General features: G+C 33.9%; 17 protein-coding genes and 1 tRNA gene. 13 read left to right on the top strand and 5 right to left on the bottom strand.

Annotated features, from left to right (window positions below; genetic code table 11):
• The first annotated feature begins 199 nt into the window (after positions 1-199).
• The 5 genes from CDH50_RS05070 to CDH50_RS05055 all read left to right on the top strand — a co-directional run bounded on the left by CDH50_RS05070 (position 200) and on the right by CDH50_RS05055 (position 4347).
• Positions 200-928 (top strand): peptidase, encoded by a 729-nt coding sequence (locus CDH50_RS05070; protein ID WP_100610843.1) that lies wholly within the window; start codon positions 200-202, stop codon positions 926-928.
• Between the two features lie 9 nt (positions 929-937).
• Positions 938-1783 (top strand): transglutaminase-like domain-containing protein, encoded by an 846-nt coding sequence (locus CDH50_RS05065; protein WP_100610841.1) that lies wholly within the window; start codon positions 938-940, stop codon positions 1781-1783.
• A 114-nt stretch (positions 1784-1897) separates the two neighbouring features.
• Positions 1898-2533: a VTT domain-containing protein gene (locus tag CDH50_RS05060; RefSeq protein WP_100610840.1), complete on the top strand. Its 636-nt coding sequence runs from the start codon at positions 1898-1900 to the stop codon at positions 2531-2533.
• Positions 2534-3076: 543 nt separating this feature from the next.
• Positions 3077-3613 (top strand): STM3941 family protein, encoded by a 537-nt coding sequence (locus tag CDH50_RS15090; protein ID WP_157804941.1) that lies wholly within the window; start codon positions 3077-3079, stop codon positions 3611-3613.
• Between the two features lie 122 nt (positions 3614-3735).
• Complete coding sequence (locus CDH50_RS05055) at positions 3736-4347, top strand: hypothetical protein (RefSeq protein WP_100610838.1); 612 nt, start codon at positions 3736-3738, stop codon at positions 4345-4347.
• Positions 4348-4404: 57 nt separating this feature from the next.
• Here the strand turns inward: CDH50_RS05055 and folK are convergent, their stop codons facing one another.
• Positions 4405-5547, bottom strand: coding sequence for a 2-amino-4-hydroxy-6-hydroxymethyldihydropteridine diphosphokinase (gene folK, locus CDH50_RS05050; RefSeq protein WP_232731961.1), 1143 nt, complete (start codon positions 5545-5547; stop codon positions 4405-4407).
• 390 nt (positions 5548-5937) lie between these two features.
• On the opposite strand from folK, the gene CDH50_RS05045 reads away from it, so the two are divergent.
• Entirely contained in the window at positions 5938-6642 is a 705-nt protein-coding gene (locus tag CDH50_RS05045) for a queuosine precursor transporter (protein ID WP_100611258.1), read from the top strand.
• A 270-nt stretch (positions 6643-6912) separates the two neighbouring features.
• Positions 6913-9609 carry an AsmA-like C-terminal region-containing protein gene (locus tag CDH50_RS05040; protein ID WP_100610837.1) on the top strand — a complete coding sequence of 899 codons (2697 nt, stop codon included), beginning with the start codon at positions 6913-6915 and terminating at the stop codon, positions 9607-9609.
• Here CDH50_RS05040 and CDH50_RS05035 read toward each other — a convergent pair.
• Complete coding sequence (locus CDH50_RS05035; protein WP_100610835.1) at positions 9606-10400, bottom strand: DUF2797 domain-containing protein; 795 nt, start codon at positions 10398-10400, stop codon at positions 9606-9608. The two genes, CDH50_RS05040 and CDH50_RS05035, sit on opposite strands and share 4 nt — an antisense overlap.
• Before the next feature lie 42 nt (positions 10401-10442).
• Between CDH50_RS05035 and CDH50_RS05030 the strand changes: the two genes are divergently transcribed.
• From CDH50_RS05030 to CDH50_RS05020, 3 genes are all read left to right on the top strand, one after another.
• A complete protein-coding gene (locus CDH50_RS05030; RefSeq protein ID WP_100610833.1) occupies positions 10443-11954 on the top strand; it encodes a GH3 auxin-responsive promoter family protein in 1512 nt (503 codons plus the stop codon).
• Positions 11955-12391: 437 nt separating this feature from the next.
• Positions 12392-12919: an inorganic diphosphatase gene (locus tag CDH50_RS05025; protein WP_100610832.1), complete on the top strand. Its 528-nt coding sequence runs from the start codon at positions 12392-12394 to the stop codon at positions 12917-12919.
• Positions 12920-13045: 126 nt separating this feature from the next.
• Entirely contained in the window at positions 13046-15457 is a 2412-nt protein-coding gene (locus CDH50_RS05020) for a sodium-translocating pyrophosphatase (RefSeq protein ID WP_100610831.1), read from the top strand.
• A 53-nt stretch (positions 15458-15510) separates the two neighbouring features.
• Here the strand turns inward: CDH50_RS05020 and CDH50_RS05015 are convergent, their stop codons facing one another.
• Genes CDH50_RS05015 through CDH50_RS05005 form a run of 3 tightly spaced genes read right to left on the bottom strand, consistent with a single transcriptional unit; the run spans position 15511 to position 17788 of the window.
• The gene (locus CDH50_RS05015) at positions 15511-16350 is read right to left on the bottom strand and encodes a phosphatase PAP2 family protein (RefSeq protein WP_100610829.1); all 840 of its coding nucleotides are present in this window, start codon (positions 16348-16350) and stop codon (positions 15511-15513) included.
• 37 nt (positions 16351-16387) lie between these two features.
• Positions 16388-17002, bottom strand: a complete 615-nt coding sequence (locus CDH50_RS05010) for a deoxynucleoside kinase (protein ID WP_100610828.1) — start codon at positions 17000-17002, stop codon at positions 16388-16390.
• A 3-nt stretch (positions 17003-17005) separates the two neighbouring features.
• Positions 17006-17788 (bottom strand): hypothetical protein, encoded by a 783-nt coding sequence (locus tag CDH50_RS05005; protein ID WP_100610826.1) that lies wholly within the window; start codon positions 17786-17788, stop codon positions 17006-17008.
• 286 nt (positions 17789-18074) lie between these two features.
• Between CDH50_RS05005 and CDH50_RS05000 the strand changes: the two genes are divergently transcribed.
• The 3 genes from CDH50_RS05000 (at position 18075) to CDH50_RS04990 (ending at position 21826) form a co-directional block, all read left to right on the top strand.
• Positions 18075-18917 (top strand): GLPGLI family protein, encoded by an 843-nt coding sequence (locus tag CDH50_RS05000; protein ID WP_100610825.1) that lies wholly within the window; start codon positions 18075-18077, stop codon positions 18915-18917.
• A 40-nt stretch (positions 18918-18957) separates the two neighbouring features.
• Positions 18958-21687 (top strand): TonB-dependent receptor, encoded by a 2730-nt coding sequence (locus tag CDH50_RS04995; RefSeq protein ID WP_100610823.1) that lies wholly within the window; start codon positions 18958-18960, stop codon positions 21685-21687.
• A gap of 57 nt (positions 21688-21744) precedes the next feature.
• Positions 21745-21826, top strand: a tRNA-Tyr gene (locus tag CDH50_RS04990).
• The last annotated feature ends 300 nt before the right edge of the window (positions 21827-22126 follow it).

Here is a 22126-nt window from a genome sequence, read left to right as displayed (position 1 = left end):
TTGTTAAGCTAAGTTGTAAGGCATCAATATTTAGAACTATTCACTACTCACGATTCACCACTCACATTTATAAACCACGCCATTTTCTTACTGGAAATCATGCTATATTCTTTGAAAATTATATAAATAGTAACACTTCCTATATACATACATTTGGCACTAAATAAAGTCTGTAAAATAAGACTTGAAATTTAATGTTATGACGTATTGCTTAGGGATTAAAACTAAAGAAGGATTGGTTGCCATTGCCGACACAAGAATAACTTCTGGAACCAATAAATCCACTAAAAAAAAGATATATGTGCAACAAAGACATAAACATTCTTTGTTTATCATGACCAGCGGATTGAGGTCTGTTCGTGACAAGGCTGTGGTTTATTTTGAAGAACTGTTTAATGGAGGCACAAATTACAATAAAATGTATAAGGCAGTGAATGCCTTTGGCGAACAAATAAAACGGGTCGCAGCAGAAGACGAACTGGCACTTGAAAAAGCAGGTTTTAAATTTAATCTCAATACCATTATTGGCGGTCAGTTAGAAGATGATGAAGAGCATAAACTATTTTTAATCTATTCACAAGGGAACTGGGTGGAAGTGAACGATGACTCGCCATTCGTCATCATTGGAAATTCAGGTTTTGGTAAAACATTGTTAAATAGGGTTTTAGATAGCGATTTCACAATCAAACAAGCATTAAAAGCAGGCTTTCTTTCCTTTGATTCTACACGATTAAGCTCTAACGATGTGGGTTTTCCCATTGATGTTGTACTCTATGAAAAAGACGCTTATCACATGAGTGAAAACAGATATACGGCAAGCGATATGAAAGAGATGTCCCAGTTATGGGACACCAAATTGAAAGAAGTATTAAATGAGCTTCCAGAAGATTGGATGAAAGATTCCAACAATAACACACCAATTAAATAATAGTTGCACATGAAATTCAATGTAAACAGTTTACTTTCTTATGTTGTAAATGGCCCCACAACCTTCATTTTTAATATTCAAGCATTAAACACCAATAGCCAAAGGGTTTTAGAGGAAAATCTTGTAATTGAGCCACCAATGAATTTAGAAACTTACACCTCACACGATGGTAATTCTAGATTTCTTCGTCTTAAAGTACAACAAGCCACTAATTTTACACTCACCTATTCTGCAGCGGTAGAGATGAATTATACCATTATTGATGAAAGCAGTTCAGCTAAAACAATACCTGTAGTAGAATTGGATAGTTATATTGCATCATTTCTTTACCCAAGTAGATATTGCCAGTCCGATCAATTAATGAAGTTTGCCTATAAGGAATTCGGACATTATGGTTCGGTTTACGAAACAGTTATGGCAATAACAGATTGGATTTACAATAACATTGAATACACTTTAGGAAGCACCAATTCACAAACTTCTGCCATAAATACCATTACAGAACGTGTAGGCGTGTGCCGAGATTTTGCCCATTTGGGCATTGCTTTGTGCAGGGCGTTATCCATTCCAGCAAGATATTTTACGGGCTATGCCTATCAATTAAATCCGCAAGATTTTCATGCCTGTATGGAAGTGTATATAGATGGTAATTGGATTATTTTTGATTCTACCAAGCTAGCACCACTAAACGGATTGGTAAAAATTTCCAATGGTAGGGATGCGGCAGACTCTGCTGTGGCGAGCATTTTTGGTAATGCCATAGGCACCAATGTGAATGTCAATTGTCAAGTAGTGGGAGACTATTTTGAACCCTTTCAATACGGTAATCATCAAAGAGGGATTTCTTTTAAATAGAGTTTTTTGTAATTCCAGCAACAAAATTAAACCCACATTTTTTTTAGATTCCTATTCTTTAAATATCTAAATTCGTTTAGCTAGTATGTTCTATTTTTTTAAATAATCCCAATCATGTTAAACGACTTAATCGAAATAATAGTTCATACGGATGATGCCCTTTTAGCTCTAGTCGCAGAAAATATATTATTAGCATATTCAGTGCTTTTTTTGATTATCATGTTGGAAACCGGATTAATAGTTTTTCCTTTTTTGCCCGGAGATGGTTTGTTATTTTCAGCGGGAGTTGTTGCGGCATCTACAGATTTAAATGTTTGGATATTACTTATTGCCCTTATGATTGCGGCAACAATCGGAAATATTGTAAATTATTATGTAGGGAAATTGCTGGGAGAAAGATTTAAACAAAGCAATAATTATTTTGTAAAAAACTACTTGATTAAGCATTTGCCTAAGGCACAAGAATTTTATGATAAACATGGTGAAAGAGCCATTATCTTTGGACGCTTTTTACCCATTGTGAGAACCTATATTCCTTTTTTGGCAGGCGTTGTTAGCATGGAAAAGCAATTATTTATAAAGAACACGATTTTTGGAGCCGTTGCCTGGATATCCATATTTCTATTACTCGGTTTTTTTGTTGGTGAGATACCATGGGTAAAGAACAATTATGGACTCATTTTTATAGGGCTCATCATTATTACACTACTTCCTTTGGTGTTTTCAGTATTCAAAAAAATTAAAAACTAAGACACTAGCTATCGGTGAGCTTTTCTTAGTGCGATTTTTGAGTAATTCTAAATGCGTTAATTCTAAAAACTATTCACTTTTAATCCTTCAATTTTCATTATTACGGCTTTTTAACGTAACAACCTATAAAATAGCATATTGTAATCATATTTCCAAATGATGAGACACATTGGGACGATTTGGGACGATTTGACACAATTTGGGACGATTTGGGACACTTGCCAAAAAAGTAGGGGTTTTGTTCGAGTGTTGCTCGAGATTCGTTCGAGGATGGGTTTGGTGTATTTTTTAAAAATGGGGCTTTGTCCGAGCATAGGTGGAACCAAACTAAAACAGAGGTAGCACAAAACCATTAATTACCTGAAAAGAAATACGAAGCCTAATAAAATAGTAATGGCTTATTTGGATATTATGTAAGAAAAGGTTATGTTTGGTTCTATTAAAATAAAATATAAAGGAGAACGAAAAGCCCTATTATCCCGAAATTTTTAATGAATAATGAATATATTTACCCACATATAGCCAGTTGGGCAACATTAGAGAATGACCGAAATCAAATTATATAAATCAAACAAAAAAGTTCTGAAATTATTTCTACTTGCTATACCGTTGATTGCAGCTGGAATATGGATGATTAATAGAGATGGTGGAACTGAAACTGACCGAATAATGGGCTGGATTGGAACTTGCTTTTTTAGTTTAGCAATTCCGGTTGGACTTTTCCATTTGTTTGACAAAAGACCACAAGTAATAATTAATGAAATCGGAATTTATGACAGAACGACCCACGATGAATTTATAAATTGGGAAATTATTAAAGATGCTTATCCAGTTAATGTGTATGGACAACATTTTATTTGTTTATTAGTTCCAGATGATTTTAAACCTTCAAAAAAGAAAGGGAAATTTCATAAAACTATGGCTAAACTAAATGAATCTCTTGATTTTCAGGAATTAAATATACAACTCGGACAATTAGAAATCGATACTTTAAAATTGACTGAATTTATAATCGCAATGACACACGCGGAAAAAAGCAAAAAAGCGGAATTAATAAAAACGTTGCCCAACACCGTATAAAAAAAATTGCTAGTTTTAGCTAAACCAAAGTTAGTTGCTAGTTTGCTAGCTTCTGATTTTCCTTCGGAAAATCCTCGCACACAAACACGCAACTTTTCTTATACATAAACGTTGGGCATAATATGAGAAAAACGATATTATTGATATTCGCAATTACATTCTTACAATTGAATTTCTCTTGTAAATCTCAATATTCTGCAACTGAATTGAATAATAACTTTTCCAATGAACAAATATCGGACTTAAATAAAATAACTGAATTCTTTAAAAATCAAATGTGTCATAACACAAATTCTGACTTCAAAAAATGCTGCAAACAAATCCCTCATGAATATTTACAAGCAACGGGAAGCGGATTTTGGACAAATATTGACTTTGAAAAACAAAAGGAATTATATGAAAATATTTCAAAATCAACTTTTGATGAAATTTGGATGTTTTGTAAGTCAACTGAACTTCCAAGCGGAAAAGAATCAAAAAAACTTTGCGCTGTTACAAACGGAAAGTACCAAAAATTCTTGTCGGATTTCGGAAATGAAAATCCAAGAATTGCAGAATATGCGAATAAAATAGCTTCCGTCGGAGATTTTAATGGGTTAGATATTCATTATCAAGAAATTTTAAAAAATAAAGATTTTGATTTAAATGACCCAAATGTACAGCTGATTTTAGCAATTCATTATTTATCGTTAAATGACCACGAAAAGAGAAAAGAAGAATGGATTTCGGAATAAAAAATACTATGCCCAACAAAGAACTGAGCTAAACGCAAGTATATTTAACTAATTTTATCACCCACAAATCTCCTCCAAAACCCATAAATAATCCGCTCTATTTTCAACAAAATCTTTATTGGAGATATCAATAATCTTAACGTTAAAATCTTGTTGGCTTTTTAAAAACTCTAAATAGCCAGCATTTATTTTTTCTAGGTAGTCGTTTTTAATGTTGAGTTCGTAATCGCGCCCACGGTTTTTAATGTTTTCCTGCAAACGTTCGGTGCTTTGGTGCAAAAACACATAGAGATCAGGTTTCCGTAAGTCTTTGTACATGAGGTAAAACAGTTTTCTATACAAATTAAACTCATCTTCTTGTAGCGTAATTTTCGAGAAAATAAGCGATTTAAACACATCGTAATCGCTAATAATAAAGTCCTTAAACAAATCAAGCTGCGATAAATCGTCGGTGATTTGTTGGTAGCGGTCAGCCAAAAAACTCATTTCCAAAGTAAAGGCATAGCGTTTGGGTTCCTCGTAAAACTTGGCTAAAAACGGGTTGTCCGCAAAGCGTTCCAAAATAAGTTTGGCATTAAAATCGTGCGCAATTTGTGTTGATAAACTGGTTTTGCCCACACCAATATTCCCTTCAATAGCGATGTAATTGTATTTAGAAAAATTATAGGCCTTACTGGGGTTTTTCAACCAGATATTAATGAACTCTAAAACGGTTTTATCGTCACAGTTGTTAAGCAATTCCGAAATCTCTTGACCGTTTTCAGGATGCTTCATTTTGGGGTCCACATCATTCAGCGGCTGCAATACAAAACGGCGTTTCCCAAGTTCTGGATGCGGCACTTTTAATGTTTTGGTGTTTATAATGTGGTTTTCGGCAAAAATAATATCCAAGTCTATCGGGCGGGCTTCATAAACACCTTTGTTGTTCCGTATGCGCCCCAAGCTTTTTTCAATGGCTAACAAGTCTTTTAATAAATCTTCTGGCAATAACTGACTTTCCACAACCAACACGGCATTTAAAAAGTCGTCACCTTCAAAACCAAAGGCGGGCGATTTGTAAACCCTAGAAATGTGTTTTATTTGCCCAATGCGTTCATGAATGGCATTTACAGCATCCTGTAGGTTTTTAAATTTATCACCTTTATTACTTCCTAAAGCAATATAAAATGTTGTGGGTAGATTCATAAGTCTTGAACTCATCTTAACTTTTTCTATTTCCTAAAAAATGGCTAAAATTAGCCCATATATCGTTCCTTTTTTTGTGCGTAGCGGTGCTATGCACTTCTAAAAGCAACTCATCTGAACAAATTTTATCTCATTTTCGTTTAAAAACAAAAAGTTAAAATGAGTTCAGTACCAAAATAATGAAAAGTAAACGGTTTCCTTTATATTTACAAGGCGTATTTATTCACAATTTGTTCTCGATACACTTCAAAGAAAGTTTTGAAGCACTCGAACTGAAAATCTAACAATAAATAAACAGCAAACCTAAATGTCACTTCGAGTGAATTTGTGAAGGGCAACGTAACAAATTTGTATCGAGAAGCATCACGAGAAGAACTTTTAAAAATGACAGAAAACAATATTGCTATGACCTTGAAAGACAAACTTGCCGCCCAACGCATTTACATGCTTTTGGGGGCATTATTTATAACCTCGCTGGTGGTTTCCAATTTAATATTTCAAAAGTTTTTTTATTGGTATCCGCTCAACATAGAGATTTTTGGAACGAAGCTTTTTGAGATTTCGGTTGGTATTTTGCCTTACCCAATCACGTTTTTAATAACGGATTTAATAAGTGAAATCTATGGTAAAAAGCGCGCCAATCAAGTAGTAATTGCCGGTATATTTGCGTCTATTTTTTCTTTGGGCATTGTGTTGGTATCCAATGCCGTGCCAGCAACCAGTTGGTCGCCCGTAACAGATGGCATGTTTAAAACGGTTTTTGGAAGTACTTCCATCGCCGTAACTGCCAGTATGCTCGCTTATCTATTTGCCCAATTTATAGATATTCAAATTTACCATTTCTGGAAGAATTTAACTAAAGGGAAACACTTGTGGTTACGTAATAATGCATCAACATTCTTTTCGCAATTTATAGATACATTCACTATAGTGTTACTATTATGTTCTTTTGATATTATTAAGTGGGAACAATTTAATGGCTTATTAATAAGTGGTGTGGTATTTAAATGGTTGATTGCTTTTTGCGATACGCCTTTTATGTATTTGGGCGTTTATCTTTTTAGAAAAAGATTTAAATTGCAGGTGAACGAAGAAATTGAGTTATTGTAAAATTTAGAATACAGTATTTTTACTAAACTTAACATTCATATGATAAAAATTGAAGAATGTCACATTGAGCGCAGTCGAAATGTTATTAAAATTAATATTTCTAATGTCTTCGACTGCGCTCAGACTGACATCAGAATATATTTTGATTTTTATCATGTACTAAACTTAACATAAAATGCTATGGGATTTCATCTTTAAATATGAATTTTGCGTATATTATCTTAGATATGTTTTTCTTGACCCCAATAAAAAAACAATAAATAGTTTCAAATGAAAAAAGGATTAAAGATTACCGGTATTACCTTACTTATCATCATAGCCATTTTAATTGCAGCGCCTTTTGTGTTTCAATCACAAATAAAGAACATGATAAAGCGTGCCATCAACGAAAACTTGAACGCCCATGTGGAGTTTAGTGATGTTGATTTAAGTTTTATAAAAAGTTTTCCGCAAGCCAATGTCAATGTAAGCGATTTGGTAATTACCAATTTTGAACCTTTTAAAGACGAAATGTTAACGACTGTGAAGAGTATTTCATTCACCATGTCTGTGAAAGAATTGTTTAAAAAGGATGGTGACCCCATTGTTATTAATTCTATATATGTAGATGAGGCCTTGCTAACCTTGAAAACCAATAAAAACGGCGCTAGTAATTATGACATAACAAAAGAAGATGCCAATAAACCTGAGGCTGAGAGTAGTAATTTTTCTTTTGATATTAAAGATTATAAAATAACAAATAGCGCTTTAACGTATTTAAGTGAAGAATCTAATATAGAATTTCACCTTACTGAGTTGAACCATGAAGGAAAAGGTGTTTTTTCGGGAGATAAATCGGAGTTAGACACTAAAACCGAAGGTCATTTGAGCTTAACTATGGATAGCACCAATTACCTCAATAATAACCTTATAAAGTTAGATGCCTTGATTGGTATGGACTTACCAAACAGTAAATACACCTTTAAAGATAACACCGGTTACATCAATAAATTACCGATTCAATTTAAAGGCTATGTGCAACTTATAGAAGAAGGGCAGGATATAGACATCACTTTTGAAAACCCAGAATCGTCTTTTAAAAACTTTTTGGCGGTGATTCCTGAAGCTTACTCTAAAAACATTGAAAATGTAGAGACTACGGGCGATTTTAAAGTCAAAGGCATCATTAAAGGAAAAGTCACTGAGGAAACCATCCCGACTTTAGATATCAATATCGCCTCAAACAACGCTTCGTTTAAATATCCAGACTTACCAAAAAAAGTGGAAGATATTGTGATTAATATGTCCATAAAAAACACCACTGGTATTGCCGATGATACGTATGTAGATATTAAAGCATTGAATTTTAAAATTGATAATGATGTTTTTAAATCGTCTATACTTCTTAATAACATCACAGGCAACATGTTTGTAAACGCCGTGATAGATGGTGTTTTAAACCTTGGGAATCTAACTAAAGCCTATCCGTTGGAATTAGATACCCCTTTAAGCGGGATTTTAAGAGCGAATATCAATACCTCTTTTGATATGGAAGCTATTGACACGAATGCCTTTGAGCGTATTAAAGCCTCTGGGAATATGAATCTTACCAATTTTGTGTTTACTTCTGATGCGATGAATCAGCCCTTGAACATTTCAAAATTGGATATGACTTTTAATCCGGCAACCGTAACGCTTAATGATTTTGATGCAAAAACAGGCAAAAGTGATATCAGTGCCAAAGGAACGATTCAAAATTTATTAGGATTTGTCATGAGTGACAAAACCTTGCAAGGTAATTTTAATTTGTATTCAAACAATTTTGTGGTGAATGATTTCATGACAGATGAAGAACCTGCAGAAACCACAAAAACAGAGACAAAAACCTCAAATTCAAAAAGTACCACGACTGAAACTTTGCAAATCCCAAAGTTTTTAGATTGTACTATTAGCGCCGTGGCAAAAACCGTTGTGTACGATAATTTGAATTTAAAAGATGTTTCAGGAACACTTTTGATAAAAGACCAACAAGCCACTTTAAAAGATGTAACCTCAAGTTTGTTTAACGGAAAGTTGGCTGTGAACGGTTCAGTATCTACAAAAAATGCGACACCTACATTTAGCTTTAATTTGGGAGCTAATGGATTTGATATTGCCGAAGCTTTTAAAGGTTTGGATTTACTTCAAAATTTAGCGCCCATTGCCAAGTTTTTACAAGGAAAATTAAATACGACGATTGCTTTATCGGGAGATTTAAACAAAGAATTCACGCCAAATTTAAGTACCCTTTCTGGAAATCTTTTAGCAGAATTATTTGGTGCCGAGGTAAAAGCTGACCAAAGTCCATTGTTAACAAAACTTGATGGGGCATTGTCATTTATTGATTTTAATAAATTAGATTTAAAGGATTTAAAATCTAAAATAGAGTTTGCCAACGGAAAAGTAAGCGTAAAGCCCTTTCAAGTAAAATATCAAGACATTACCATTGATGTGTCTGGTTCTCATGGTTTTGATAAAGCCATAGGCTACAATGCGGTGTTTAATGTGCCTGCAAAATATTTAGGAAGTGATGTCAACCGACTTATCGGGAAAATAGATAGCCAACAAGCAAATAACTTGACCATTCCTGTGACGGCTAATATTGGTGGGACTTTTACTGCGCCAACAGTTAAAACCGATTTGACAAGTGGCGTTAGCAATTTAACCAAGCAACTGGTTGAGATTGAAAAACAAAAAATGTTAAATCAAGGAAAAGACAAAGTACAGGACATGCTTGGAAATCTAATAAATGGTAATAAATCTAAAACAGATTCTCTTAAAACGCAACAAAATAATGCGGTTAAAGATGTTTTGGGAGGTATTATTGTTGGAGGTAATAAAACCACAACACCAACAGATACTACAAAGACAAAAACCACCACCAAAGATGCTGTTAAAAATGTCTTGGGCGGATTTTTAAATAAGAAAAAGAAAGATACGGTTAATTAGTTTACCTGAATACCAACAAACAAGCCTTCGTTTCCACGAATATTAAAAACGGTATCGTCATCAAACATGAGGTACTGTCCTTTTATGCCGACTAATTTTCCTGTATAGCTTTGTTCTTTTTCTAAGTTCAAACTTTTTGGGTTTGTTGGATATTTATTAACCGGGAATTCCAAATTAGTTTCAGAGTTTCTGGCAATAAAATAGTCTTTGGCTTCATCAGGGATGTATTGTTTTAAACGCTCGCGCCACGCCACCAAATCTTCATCTTTTATGTCGTTTTTAAGCATACTGCGCCAATTGGTTTTATCACTCACGTAGTCTTTTAAAGCAACTTCGGTGATGCCCGCTAAATACCTGTTTGGGACTTCAACAATTTCAATGGCTTCGTGTGCGCCTTGGTCTATCCATCGTGTGGGCACTTGGCTCTTTCTGGTAACACCCACTTTTACATTGCTGGAATTTGCCAAATACACAATATGTGGTTGTAATTGTACTTTCTTTTCATACTCTAAATTGCGGTCTTCTTGATTTAAGTGGGCGGTGCTTAACTCTGGGCGCATGACCCAATCTGCTGCTTGTGGAATTTCATAAAAACAACTTTTACAAAAACCTTGTCTGTAAATGGCTTTGTCTAATCCACAGTTTAAGCATTGGTATTTAATAAATTGAATGGTTATGGTTTTATCAAGTAACTGGTTCATACTCAAAAAATCAGATTCAAAAACCAAATAATATTGTATGGGATGCGAAAATTCACTTTCCATTTTTGTTAAAACACCTTCAAAAGTCATGAAAAAAAGTATTATTTTTAAAAACTTAAAGATAAAATAAATATGTCGAATCCTTTAGTAAATTCTATTGCTTCTTGGTTCTTAAAAAAGCGATTTCATCAAATAGAATTGTTTTTAAAATACCCCAATGAAGTACAAAACGAATTACTTTTAAGTTTAATTGATGTTGCTAAGGATACTTATTTTGGAAAGCAATATGATTTTGCTTCCATTCATAACTACAGAACATTTGCAGAACGCATACCAATAACCAATTATGAAGAATGCCAACATATTATTGAACGCACCAGAAATGGTGAAAACAATATTTTTTGGCCAACACCTATAAAATGGTTTGCGAAATCTAGCGGCACCACAAAATCTAAAAGCAAGTTTATTCCTGTGAGTGCCGAATCTTTAGAGGATTGTCATTATGCAGCCAGCAAGGATTTGTTATGCATGTACTTAAATAACAATGAAAATTCTCAATTATTTACAGGCAAAAGTTTGAGGCTAGGGGGCAGCAAAGAATTATATAAAGAAAATGGGACGGTATTTGGTGATTTGTCCGCTATTTTAATAGATAATATGCCTTTTTGGGCAGAGTTTAGCAGTACTCCGAGCAACAAAGTATCTTTAATGAGCGATTGGGAGCATAAAATGCAAGCTATTGTAGATGAAACCGTTCTTGAGAATGTCACCAGTTTAGCTGGCGTCCCATCTTGGATGTTGGTACTGCTTAACAATGTTTTGGTAACTACAGGAAAGCAAAATTTATTTGAAGTTTGGCCGAATCTAGAGGTATATTTTCATGGAGGCGTAAGCTTTACCCCATATGCCAATCAATATAAGACACTATTACCTAAAAAGGGATTTAGATATTATGAGATTTATAATGCTTCGGAAGGATTTTTTGCTATTCAGGACCAAAATAATTCCAATGAATTATTATTGATGTTGGATTATGGTATTTTCTATGAGTTTATTCCCATGGAATTATATGGAACGGCTGAAGAAAAAGCCATACCCTTAAGCGAGGTGGAGTTGCATAAAAATTACGCCATAATCATTACAACCAATGCGGGACTTTGGCGCTATAAAGTGGGCGATACGGTTAGGTTTACATCATTAAATCCGTACCGAATTAAAATAACAGGGAGAACCAGGAGCCATATTAATGTGTTTGGTGAAGAACTTATTATTGAAAATGCCGAACAGGCTTTAAAAAAGGTTTGTAAACTTACCAAAGCCGAAATTGTAGATTACACCGCAGCACCTATTTTTATGGAAGGTAAAGAGAAGGGAGGGCACGAGTGGCTCATTGAATTTAAAACACCACCAGAAGATATTAATTATTTTAATGAGTTATTCGACAATGCTTTGAAGGCATTAAATTCCGATTATGAAGCAAAGCGTTATAATAATATAACACTTAACAAACCCATTATACATATAGCAAGAGAACATTTGTTTTACGATTGGTTAAAACAAAATAACAAATTGGGAGGCCAGCATAAAATATCTAGGCTTTCCAACAATCGTGATTATTTAGAAGCTTTGTTGCATTTAGATTAAAGAAGACTTAAATATCTTACATAAATTTGTATGCAAAAAAATTTAACAAGAATTTGTTAAGTTCCATTTTACCGACCAAATGTAATCCCTTGAGTTTTTAAACGAGTATTTCATCTTATAATCTAAAATACAGTAAAATCGTTTGTGTAGATTTTAATTAAATATACTTTTACCAAAGTTTTTAATTACCATATGAATAATTATCATAATGACTATTATTAATTAACATCCATAAAAATAGAAAAAACACCCATTTTGGGTGTTTTTTTTATATATAAGTCAATAATGTAGTACAAGAATTGACACATTGTCAACTAACAATAATAATACAGAAAACAAGTTCTTTTTGTTGTTAAACGTATAAGTCTTCAGTAAATTTGCAGTCTTAAAATATAGGTCACCATAATTTAATAGTAAAGAAGTAAAAAATATCAGCTATGAGCGAAAATAAAACAGTAACTTTTGATGTGTTAATAGAAATACCAAAAGGAAGTAGAAATAAATATGAATACGATTTCACATTACATAAAATAAGATTTGACCGTATGTTGTTTTCGTCAATGATGTATCCAGGAGATTATGGATTTATACCAGAGACATTGGCGTTAGATCAAGATCCATTGGATGTTTTAGTATTAGGGCATCAACCAACCTATCCTATGGTAGTTATGGAAGTAAGACCCATTGGCGTATTTCATATGACAGATGAAAAAGGACCGGATGAAAAAATCATTTGTGTACCTGTATCAGACCCTATTTGGAGTAAAAATCATGATATAAGCGATTTAAATCCGCATAGATTAAAAGAAATAGAGCATTTCTTTCAAGTATATAAAGATCTAGAAAAGAAAAAAGTTGATACCGGTGGATGGGGCAATGCCGAAGAAGCCATAGAAATTTATCATAAGTGTGTAAGGAGATATGATGAGAGTGAACATAAGAAAAAAAGAACATTTACCATCTAAATGAAGGATTAATAATAAATCATCAAAAAAATGAACCATCTTAAATTTAAGGTGGTTTTTTTTATCACTTATATTTTACTATTTTTAGCCACATTAAAAAAATATTTATAAACTAACTAAACTAATATGGAATTAATAGTGAACTTTTTACCGCTTTTTGGTGTTTTAGGACTTTTGTTTGTTTTTGTGAAAAGCGCATGGGTAACCAAGCAAGAACAAGGTAATGAAAGAATGATTAGGATTGCCAAAAGTATAGCCGATGGCGCGATGTCCTTTCTTAAAGCAGAGTATAAAATTTTAGCAGTTTTTGTAGTTGCTGTAGCTATTTTGTTGTTTTTTAAAGGAAGCAATGAAGATGGTTCAAACGGTATGGTTGCAGTATCATTTATAGTTGGTGCCATTTGCTCGGCACTGGCAGGTTTTATTGGTATGAAAGTGGCAACCAAGGCCAACGTGAGAACCACGCAAGCCGCTAGAACCTCATTAGGGAAAGCTCTTGAAGTCGCTTTTGCTGGAGGTGCCGTTATGGGATTAGGTGTTGTTGGTTTAGGTGTTTTAGGCTTAAGTGGATTATTTGCTATTTATCAAGTAATATGGCCTGGAGCAGATAATTTAAGTTTGGTTTTAAATGTACTTTCTGGATTTTCTTTAGGTGCATCATCTATTGCATTATTTGCACGTGTTGGTGGTGGTATTTATACGAAAGCAGCCGATGTTGGAGCTGATTTAGTTGGAAAAGTTGAAGCTGGAATTCCAGAAGACCACCCTTTAAATCCTGCTACTATTGCAGATAATGTGGGCGATAACGTGGGTGATGTTGCTGGTATGGGAGCCGATTTATTTGAATCGTATGTTGGTTCTATTATAGGAACGATGGTATTAGGGGCTTTTATAATAACACCAGATTTTGCTGGTCTAGGTGCCGTTTATTTGCCACTGGTATTATCGGCTATTGGTATCGTTATGTCTATTATTGGGACATTTTTCGTTAAAGTTAAAGATGGTGGGAATCCGCAAACAGCCTTAAATATTGGTGAGTTTGGTTCTGCAGGATTAATGGTTATAGCTTCCTATTTTATTATTGATGCATTAATTCCTGAAACATGGGTTTATAATGGTGTTGAATATACATCATTAGGTGTTTTTTTAGCGACCCTTGCAGGGCTAATCGCAGGGTTGGCTGTTGGTAAAATAACCGAATATTACACAGGAACAGGAACGAAACCAGTTAGCAGTATTGTAAAGCAATCTGAAACGGGGGCGGCCACAAATATTATTGCCGGTTTAGGCGTTGGTATGATGTCCACCATGTTTCCAATATTATTTATTGCTGCGGCTATTTTGGTGTCTTATCATTTTGCAGGACTTTATGGTATTGCAATTGCTGCCGTTGGGATGTTAGCTAATACAGGCATTCAATTAGCGGTTGATGCATATGGTCCAATTTCTGACAATGCGGGTGGGATTGCTGAAATGGCTGAATTGCCTCATGAAGTTCGTGAGCGTACCGATAAATTGGATGCCGTTGGTAACACAACTGCTGCCATTGGTAAAGGTTTTGCTATTGCATCTGCCGCATTAACAGCTTTGGCTTTGTTTGCTGCGTTTATGCAAGTGGCAAATGTGACTTCTATTGATGTGTCTAAACCTACCGTTATGGCCGGGTTGTTAGTTGGTAGTATGTTGCCTTTTGTGTTCTCTGCGTTATCTATGAATGCTGTAGGTAGAGCTGCTATGGCCATGATTGAAGAAGTTCGTCGCCAATTTAGGGATATTCCACAGTTAAAAGCGGCTTTAGCTGTTATGCGTAAATATGATTCTGATATGAGTAAAGCAACTCCTGAAGATAGAGCTATTTTTGATGCTGCTGATGGTTATGCTGAATATGAAAAATGTGTTGCCATTTCAACCAAAGCATCTATTAGAGAAATGGTATTGCCGGGATTATTGGCAATTGCTGTTCCTGTTGCAGTTGGATTTATTGGTCGTGCAGAAATGCTAGGAGGTTTATTAGCAGGTGTTACTGCTTCTGGAGTACTAATGGCTATTTTTCAATCAAATGCTGGGGGTGCTTGGGATAACGCTAAAAAAATGATTGAGGCTGACGGACGTAAAGGTACCGATGCACATAAAGCAGCTGTGGTAGGCGATACTGTTGGAGATCCATTTAAAGATACTTCAGGACCTTCATTAAATATCTTATTAAAATTAATGTCGGTTGTAGCCTTAGTAATAGCACCAAGTATTGCATTGCCTTCAGATGAGGTTATGACTGCTTATGTTTCTAATAATGACATAGAAACAGAAATGGTTTCTAAGGAAATTAAAGTGGATATGATGGAAAATGAAGATGGGACTTATAAAGCCGTGGTAACAACAGTTATTACTAAAAATGGCGAAACGTCTACCAGTTATGAAAACTTTACAGGAACAGAAGCTGAAGTGAAAGCCAATGTTGAAACTTTTAAAAATAAAGATAACGCCGTTAAATCTAAAACAGCAAATTTGCAAATTACTGAAGACGTCATTATTAAATAAAAAATATTCCTTAAAAACAAAAAACCACGCTATTAGCGTGGTTTTTTGTTTTTTTAAAATGTGCCAACAAAGCCAATTGTGCCATATCCTGCTTTTAATTGCCAGTTTACTTGTTTAGGTTTTGAATAATTATAGGCATTTTTCTTCTTCATAAAATTATCAACACCATCAACTATCACAATGCTTAAAGCAATACCAAGACCAACATCACTCAGCCAATGGGCGTCTGCCCATAATCTAGAAATAGGAGCAATGGAACCCACAGTATAAATACCAGCTTTTACCCAAAAGTTATCGAACTGTTTAGCAATAGCATGTGCCATTGAAAATGATAAAATAGCATGACCTGATGGGAATGAATGATATTCAGCGGTACCATCAAAAGGTTTAAAGTCATCTCGGTTTCCAGACATGGGGCGAGCACGTCCTGCCGCGGTTTTAGAGATGGATTGAATAATGCCCGATGTCACTGCCGACGCAATAATTAAAACACCCGTATGTCGTACTTTTTCGTTATCAGTTATGAGTCCGAAACCATAAATTCCAGCGGTAATCATAAAGAAATTTTGCGGACTTCCAAAATACCAACCCATATCTTTTACGACTTGTGGAACATCATTTTGATGGTTTTGAAAAAAAGTTCGTGCGTCGTTGTCTGCTAGATAAAGAATCCCAGTGCCAGCAATAATAACACCTGCAGTTATAAAATCATCTTTTTGCCAACGCAAAGGTTGCGTAAATCCGTTACCAACACTTTGCAAAGTGAATTTGCCATCATAGGCAAGTTGTTTCCAGATGCTATTTTTTGTCACTGTGCTGTCTCCTTGGGCAAGACTAATATTTGAAAATAATAAACAAGTAAATAGGGCTATTAAAGTTTTAAAATTCAGCATGTATTAAAATGTAAGTAACAAGTTTATTGTGAAACTTCTAAAACAACCCATTTATTTCGGCATCAATGGTGTTGATGACATGCCCTAAATCTTCTGGTTTGTCAACAAAATCAAGTTTGTCAACATCAATAATCAAGAGTTTTCCCTTATTGTATCCATGAATCCAAGCTTCATACCGTTCATTCAATCGGCTTAAATAATCTATGCTAATCGAATTTTCATAATCACGACCACGCTTGTGGATTTGAGCTACCAAGTTAGGGATGGAGCTTCGCAAATAAATCAATACATCAGGACCTTGAACTAGTGATTCCATTAAATCAAAAAGTGATTTGTAATTTTCGTAATCACGATTGGTCATCAAACCCATAGCATGCAAATTGGGCGCAAAAATATGGGCATCTTCATAAATAGTTCTATCTTGAATAATATCTTTACCACTTTTTCTAATTTGCAATACCTGCCGGAATCTGCTGTTTAAAAAGTAAACTTGTAAATTAAAACTCCAACGTTCCATTTGGTTATAAAAATCATCTAAATAAGGATTATCTACAACATCTTCTAGCTGTGCTTCCCATTTATAATGTTTTGCTAATAATCTAGTAAGCGTGGTTTTTCCGGCACCTATGTTTCCGGCAATTGCAATGTGCATGTTTTAATTTATTTTAAATTTATGAAGATATTCACCATCGTAAATATACAAGGTTTCATTGGTTACAAAAAACTGATTTATTAACAAATTAGGGAGTTTTATAGCGTTGGGTGTTTCTGTTCCATCTTTCAAATAAAACAACTCTTTATCTGTTTTTAAAATTAGATTTCCATTGTTCTCAACTATTTGGGTATAACCATCATTATCTATTTTTTTTAACAAACTTCCAAAATAATTATACACATATAAGTAGTCTTTAGTAAGTAACCAGCAGGTGTTATAATTGCTTTTTAAATCTAAAACAGGGCCTTTAATTGGTAACGTTTTGGCACGAGTAGTATTGGTTTTATAATCATAAAGCTCTAAATCTTGTATGTCTTGATTAAAAATCCAAAGGGTATTATCAAATCCAGTAGATACATGCGTTACGTTTTTATATGGCTGAAGCGTGTTAAAATCAATTTTAAATATTTCGGCAAGTCTGTTGTCCAAAATAACAACCGAATTGAAATCTTTGTAAAAAACATTAATTTTTAAAGGATTAAATGTATTTACCGATGTAATAGCCCCTAATTGAAAGTTGTTATAGCCAATATCAATGCCTTTTATGTCTTCACTTTTTTTGAATAGGATATTTTCTACAATATAAAACGTCGTATTAAAGTCATTGACGCTTACCAAAGTATCGGCTGTAAATTCCGTTTTCTCTATAAATGTTGGCTCCATAGAATCTTGGAGAACTATTGATAAAGAGAAAAATGCGATAATGTAATATAGGTGTTTCATAGTGGGTTTGAAAATACAAAAACCTAATCAAATTCTTGAAAAAAAGTTTCAGTTCAAAAAAAATATAAAAAATTAATGGTGTGTAATTAAACTAATTGAATTCGTAGTAGTCTAATTGTCATTAAAGTATAATACAAAGGAAAACGGTTTAGTAGTGAAAAATATCGTTTTGGGATATTGAAACACCTTTTTCGTATAACACATTTTTAATAAAGCAAAAACGTAATTAATTTCGCTGAAAATTTAATTTTAAAACAAATGTTATATCACATAAAATAATAAAATTATGAATATTATATCTTCAAGAATAGTTATTGCAGTCACATTAGTTTTTGCTACAGTTTTATCTTATGCTCAAAAAGATTTTCAAGGACAGGCTTATTACCAAACCAAGACATCGGTCGATATGAATTTTGGTGGTAGACAAATGAGTGAGGAGCAAAAAAAGCAAATCGCGGAACGTATGAGAAGTTCATTGGAGAAAACCTTTATTCTTACATTTAACCAATCAGAATCTTTTTATAAGGAAGAAGAAAAGTTAGAAGCGCCTACACAAGGAGGAGGAAATATGCGTTTTAGAATGATGGGGGCCGGAGGTGGTGAATATTATAAAAATGTGAAGGAGGAAAAATTAATCCAACAAGCGGATTTATATGGTAAACAATTTTTAATAGTAGATAGTTTGCCAAAATTAAATTGGGACATGGGGACAGAATCTAAAATGATAGGCCAATATTTATGTTTTAAAGCTACTGCAGTTAGAAAAGTTATTGGTGGAACAGCTATGCCTTTTGGAAGAAACAACACCGAAACTCCAGTAGAAGCTCCAACCGAATATACTGTTACTGCTTGGTACACACCACAAATACCTGTTAGCCAAGGGCCAAGTGATTATTGGGGTTTGCCAGGTTTGATATTAGAACTTCATGATAACAACACGGTTATTTTATGTTCTAAGATTGTTATAAATCCAACCGAGAAGGAAAAATTAAAAGTCCCATCTAAGGGAAAAGTAGTCACTTCTGCTGAGTATGAAAAAATAGCTCAAGAAAAAGAAGCGGAAATGCGTGAAAGCTCTGGAGGAAGACCTGGAGGTGGCGGATTTGGTGGAGGAAGAGGGCCTTTCTAAAAAAAACATATTACCAACTAACAAATCATAAGATAATTTAATGAAAAAATTAATTTTTTTAGCAACTGTTTTAGTTGCATGCTCTACGTATGCACAAGTAAAACTAGAAGGGATTGTAAAGGATAGTATTGGAACACCTTTAGAATTGGCAAATGTGATTGCCCTTAACCAACAAACCCAAAAGTTGGATTCTTACGGAATTACTAGCGCTGACGGTCGTTATAGAGTGGATCTAGAAAAAAATACCAGTTACAAAATACAGGTGAGTTATATTGGTATGAAAACTTTTCAAAAGGACATAACCACAACAGATCAAAACATTTATTTAGATTTTAATTTAGAAAACGATAATAGTCTGGATGAAATTGAATTGATTTATGAAATGCCGGTAACCATTAAAGGAGATACCATTGCTTATAATGCCGATTCTTTTAATACAGGAACAGAAAGAAAACTTGGTGATGTACTTAAAAATTTACCTGGAGTAGAGATTAATGATGACGGTCAAATAGAGATAGAAGGTAAAGTGGTTTCTAAAATCATGGTTGATGGTAAAGAGTTTTTTGATGGTGATACTAAATTGGCCACCCAAAACATACCATCCAATGTTGTTGATAAGGTACAAGTACTTAAAAATTATGCCGAGGTTGGTCAGTTAAGTGGCGTAACCAACAACCAAGACAACGTAGCTATTAATATTAAATTAAAAGAAGGTAAAACAAATTTCTGGTTTGGAACCGTAACTGCTGGTGGTGGGTATTCAAATCAAGATGGATTATATTTATTACAACCCAAATTATTTTATTACAGTCCAACTTATAGTATCAATCTTATAACCGATTTGAACAATTTAGGTGAGGTTGCTTTTACACGTCGAGATTATTTTAACTTCACGGGAGGGTTTAACAATCCTAGCCAGCAAAGTGGTACCAATATCAATTTGGGATCAAACAATTTAGCTTTTTTAACCGCCCAAAATAATAGAGCTAAAAATATTGTTTCAAAACTAGCCGCAGCTAATTTTAGTTGGTCTCCTAAAAAGACATTGGATTTAAGTGGGTTCGCCATTTTTTCTAATAATAAAACCGAAATGCAAGAAAATAGATTTGTCCAATATTTAGCCCCTGACTCTGCCATACCTGACGAGAGTACGGAGAGTAACACAGTACAACGCAGTGATTTAGGGATGTTAAAATTGTCGGCTAAATATAAACCCAATGGCAGTAATCAACTAGATTATGACATTATGGGCCGCTTATCTAAAGAATCTCAAGACCAAGGGTATTTCTCAAGTATAAATGGTGACATTGTTCAGTTGGAAGGCTCAAGTCCTTACAGTCTTAACCAAAACTTAAAATACTATTATACGCTTAACGATACCAATATTTTTGCTTTAGAAGTTTTGCATTTATTGCAGGATGAAGACCCATTCTATAATGCCATTTTAGCGAATGACCCAACAAATAACGATGATAATAATGCGGATCCTTATGATGATACAGCTTTAAGTCTGGGATTGGATAGAGATCAGTTAAGTTATAACCTTAATCAAAATAAACGTGTAAAAAGCAATCAAATTGATGCCAAAGTAGATTATTGGAATATTTTAAACAATACAAGTAACATCAATGTTACTTTCGGAACTATATTGAGCACACAAAAATTCAATTCAAATATCTTTCAGTTTCTAGATAACGATTCTATGTTCAACCCTACGCCAACAATAAATGGTGGACTTGATGATAATATAATTAAGTATAATTTTAGTGATATTTATTTAGGATTTCACTACAGATTAAAATCTGGTATTTTCACACTAACACCAGGTTTTTCGGCACATGCCTATAGTACTAAAAATACACAATTGGGCACAACTGTTACCGATAACTTCTTTAGGGTACTACCAGACGTAAATGTGCTGATGCAAATAAAAAACAGTGAACAAATTACCTTAAATTATGGAGTTCAAACCCAATTTACCGATGTGTCCCAATTTGCCGCTGGTTTGGTTTTAAATGGTTATAGCTCATTGTTTACTGGTAATCCATATTTGGAAAGTGCTTTGTCCCATAATGTAAGTTTAAATTATAATAGTTTCAGTATGTTTAATTTCACAAACGTTACTGCTAGGCTTAACTATAACAAAAGCATTGATAACATAAGAAACCAAATAGACCAAACAGCTTCAAATAATGTGATATTTGTAAATACGCCCTTTAATTCTCCATTTGCTGATGAAAGTGCCAGTGCCAATGGTAGGTATCAAAGAACATTTGGTAAAATTACAGCGTCTGTAAATGGTACTTTTAATTACTCAAAATTCAATCAATTTTTTAATGGTGTACAATCTGTAAATGAGAGCTTCACTCAAACTTATGGAGGTGAGTTAAGGACCAATTTTAAAACGGCTCCCAATGTTGAAATTGCATACCGTCACAGTATTCAAGAAAACAACAATAACACATTCTATACAAAATCGCCATCTATACAGTTAGATGCCCTTATTTTAAAGACATTTACTTTTAAAACCGATTTTTCTTATAACAATTATAGCGATGGCGTAAAAACGCTTAATAATTTTAAGTTTTGGAACGCGTCATTATCTTATAGAAAAGACGCGGATTCTAAGCTGGAATATGAAGTTAGAGCTACGAACTTGTTTAATACTAAATCGCAAAGTAATACCAATACAAGTAATATTTCCATTAGTGCCACAGAGTATTTTATACAACCACTATTCGTGTCTTTTAGATTGATATATCAGTTGTAAAATACATGTTTTTATTTTGCATAATTAGGGAAGAGTAATATATTTGCCCTCGGTTTTGGGGAGATACTCAAGCGGCCAACGAGGGCAGACTGTAAATCTGCTGACTACGTCTTCGTAGGTTCGAATCCTACTCTCCCCACTTAAACTCGAAAAGTCTGCATGAAAATGCAGACTTTTTTAATTCCAGAATGTTATTCGAATTTATTTATAATTCCATTTTGAATTAAAAAAGCGTTTGCGATAGTAAGGTGACTTTTTCATTTTCATGAAGCAGTACAAAGGAGATTTAATCCTGCTCTCCCCGCATATTTAAAGACAAGAGGAGTTTGCTTTTCAAAATTAAACACAAAAAGTTCACTTTTTCTGTAATAAAAACGAGTTACAGTCGTCTATTGTATATTATTTGTATTTTTATAATCATAAAAAAATCGATTACCTG

This window comes from Confluentibacter lentus (genome assembly GCF_002806995.1).
Classification (GTDB): domain Bacteria; phylum Bacteroidota; class Bacteroidia; order Flavobacteriales; family Flavobacteriaceae; genus Confluentibacter; species Confluentibacter lentus.
Note: the sequence above shows the minus strand (reverse complement) of the source record. Positions and strands in the feature narration are given on the sequence as shown.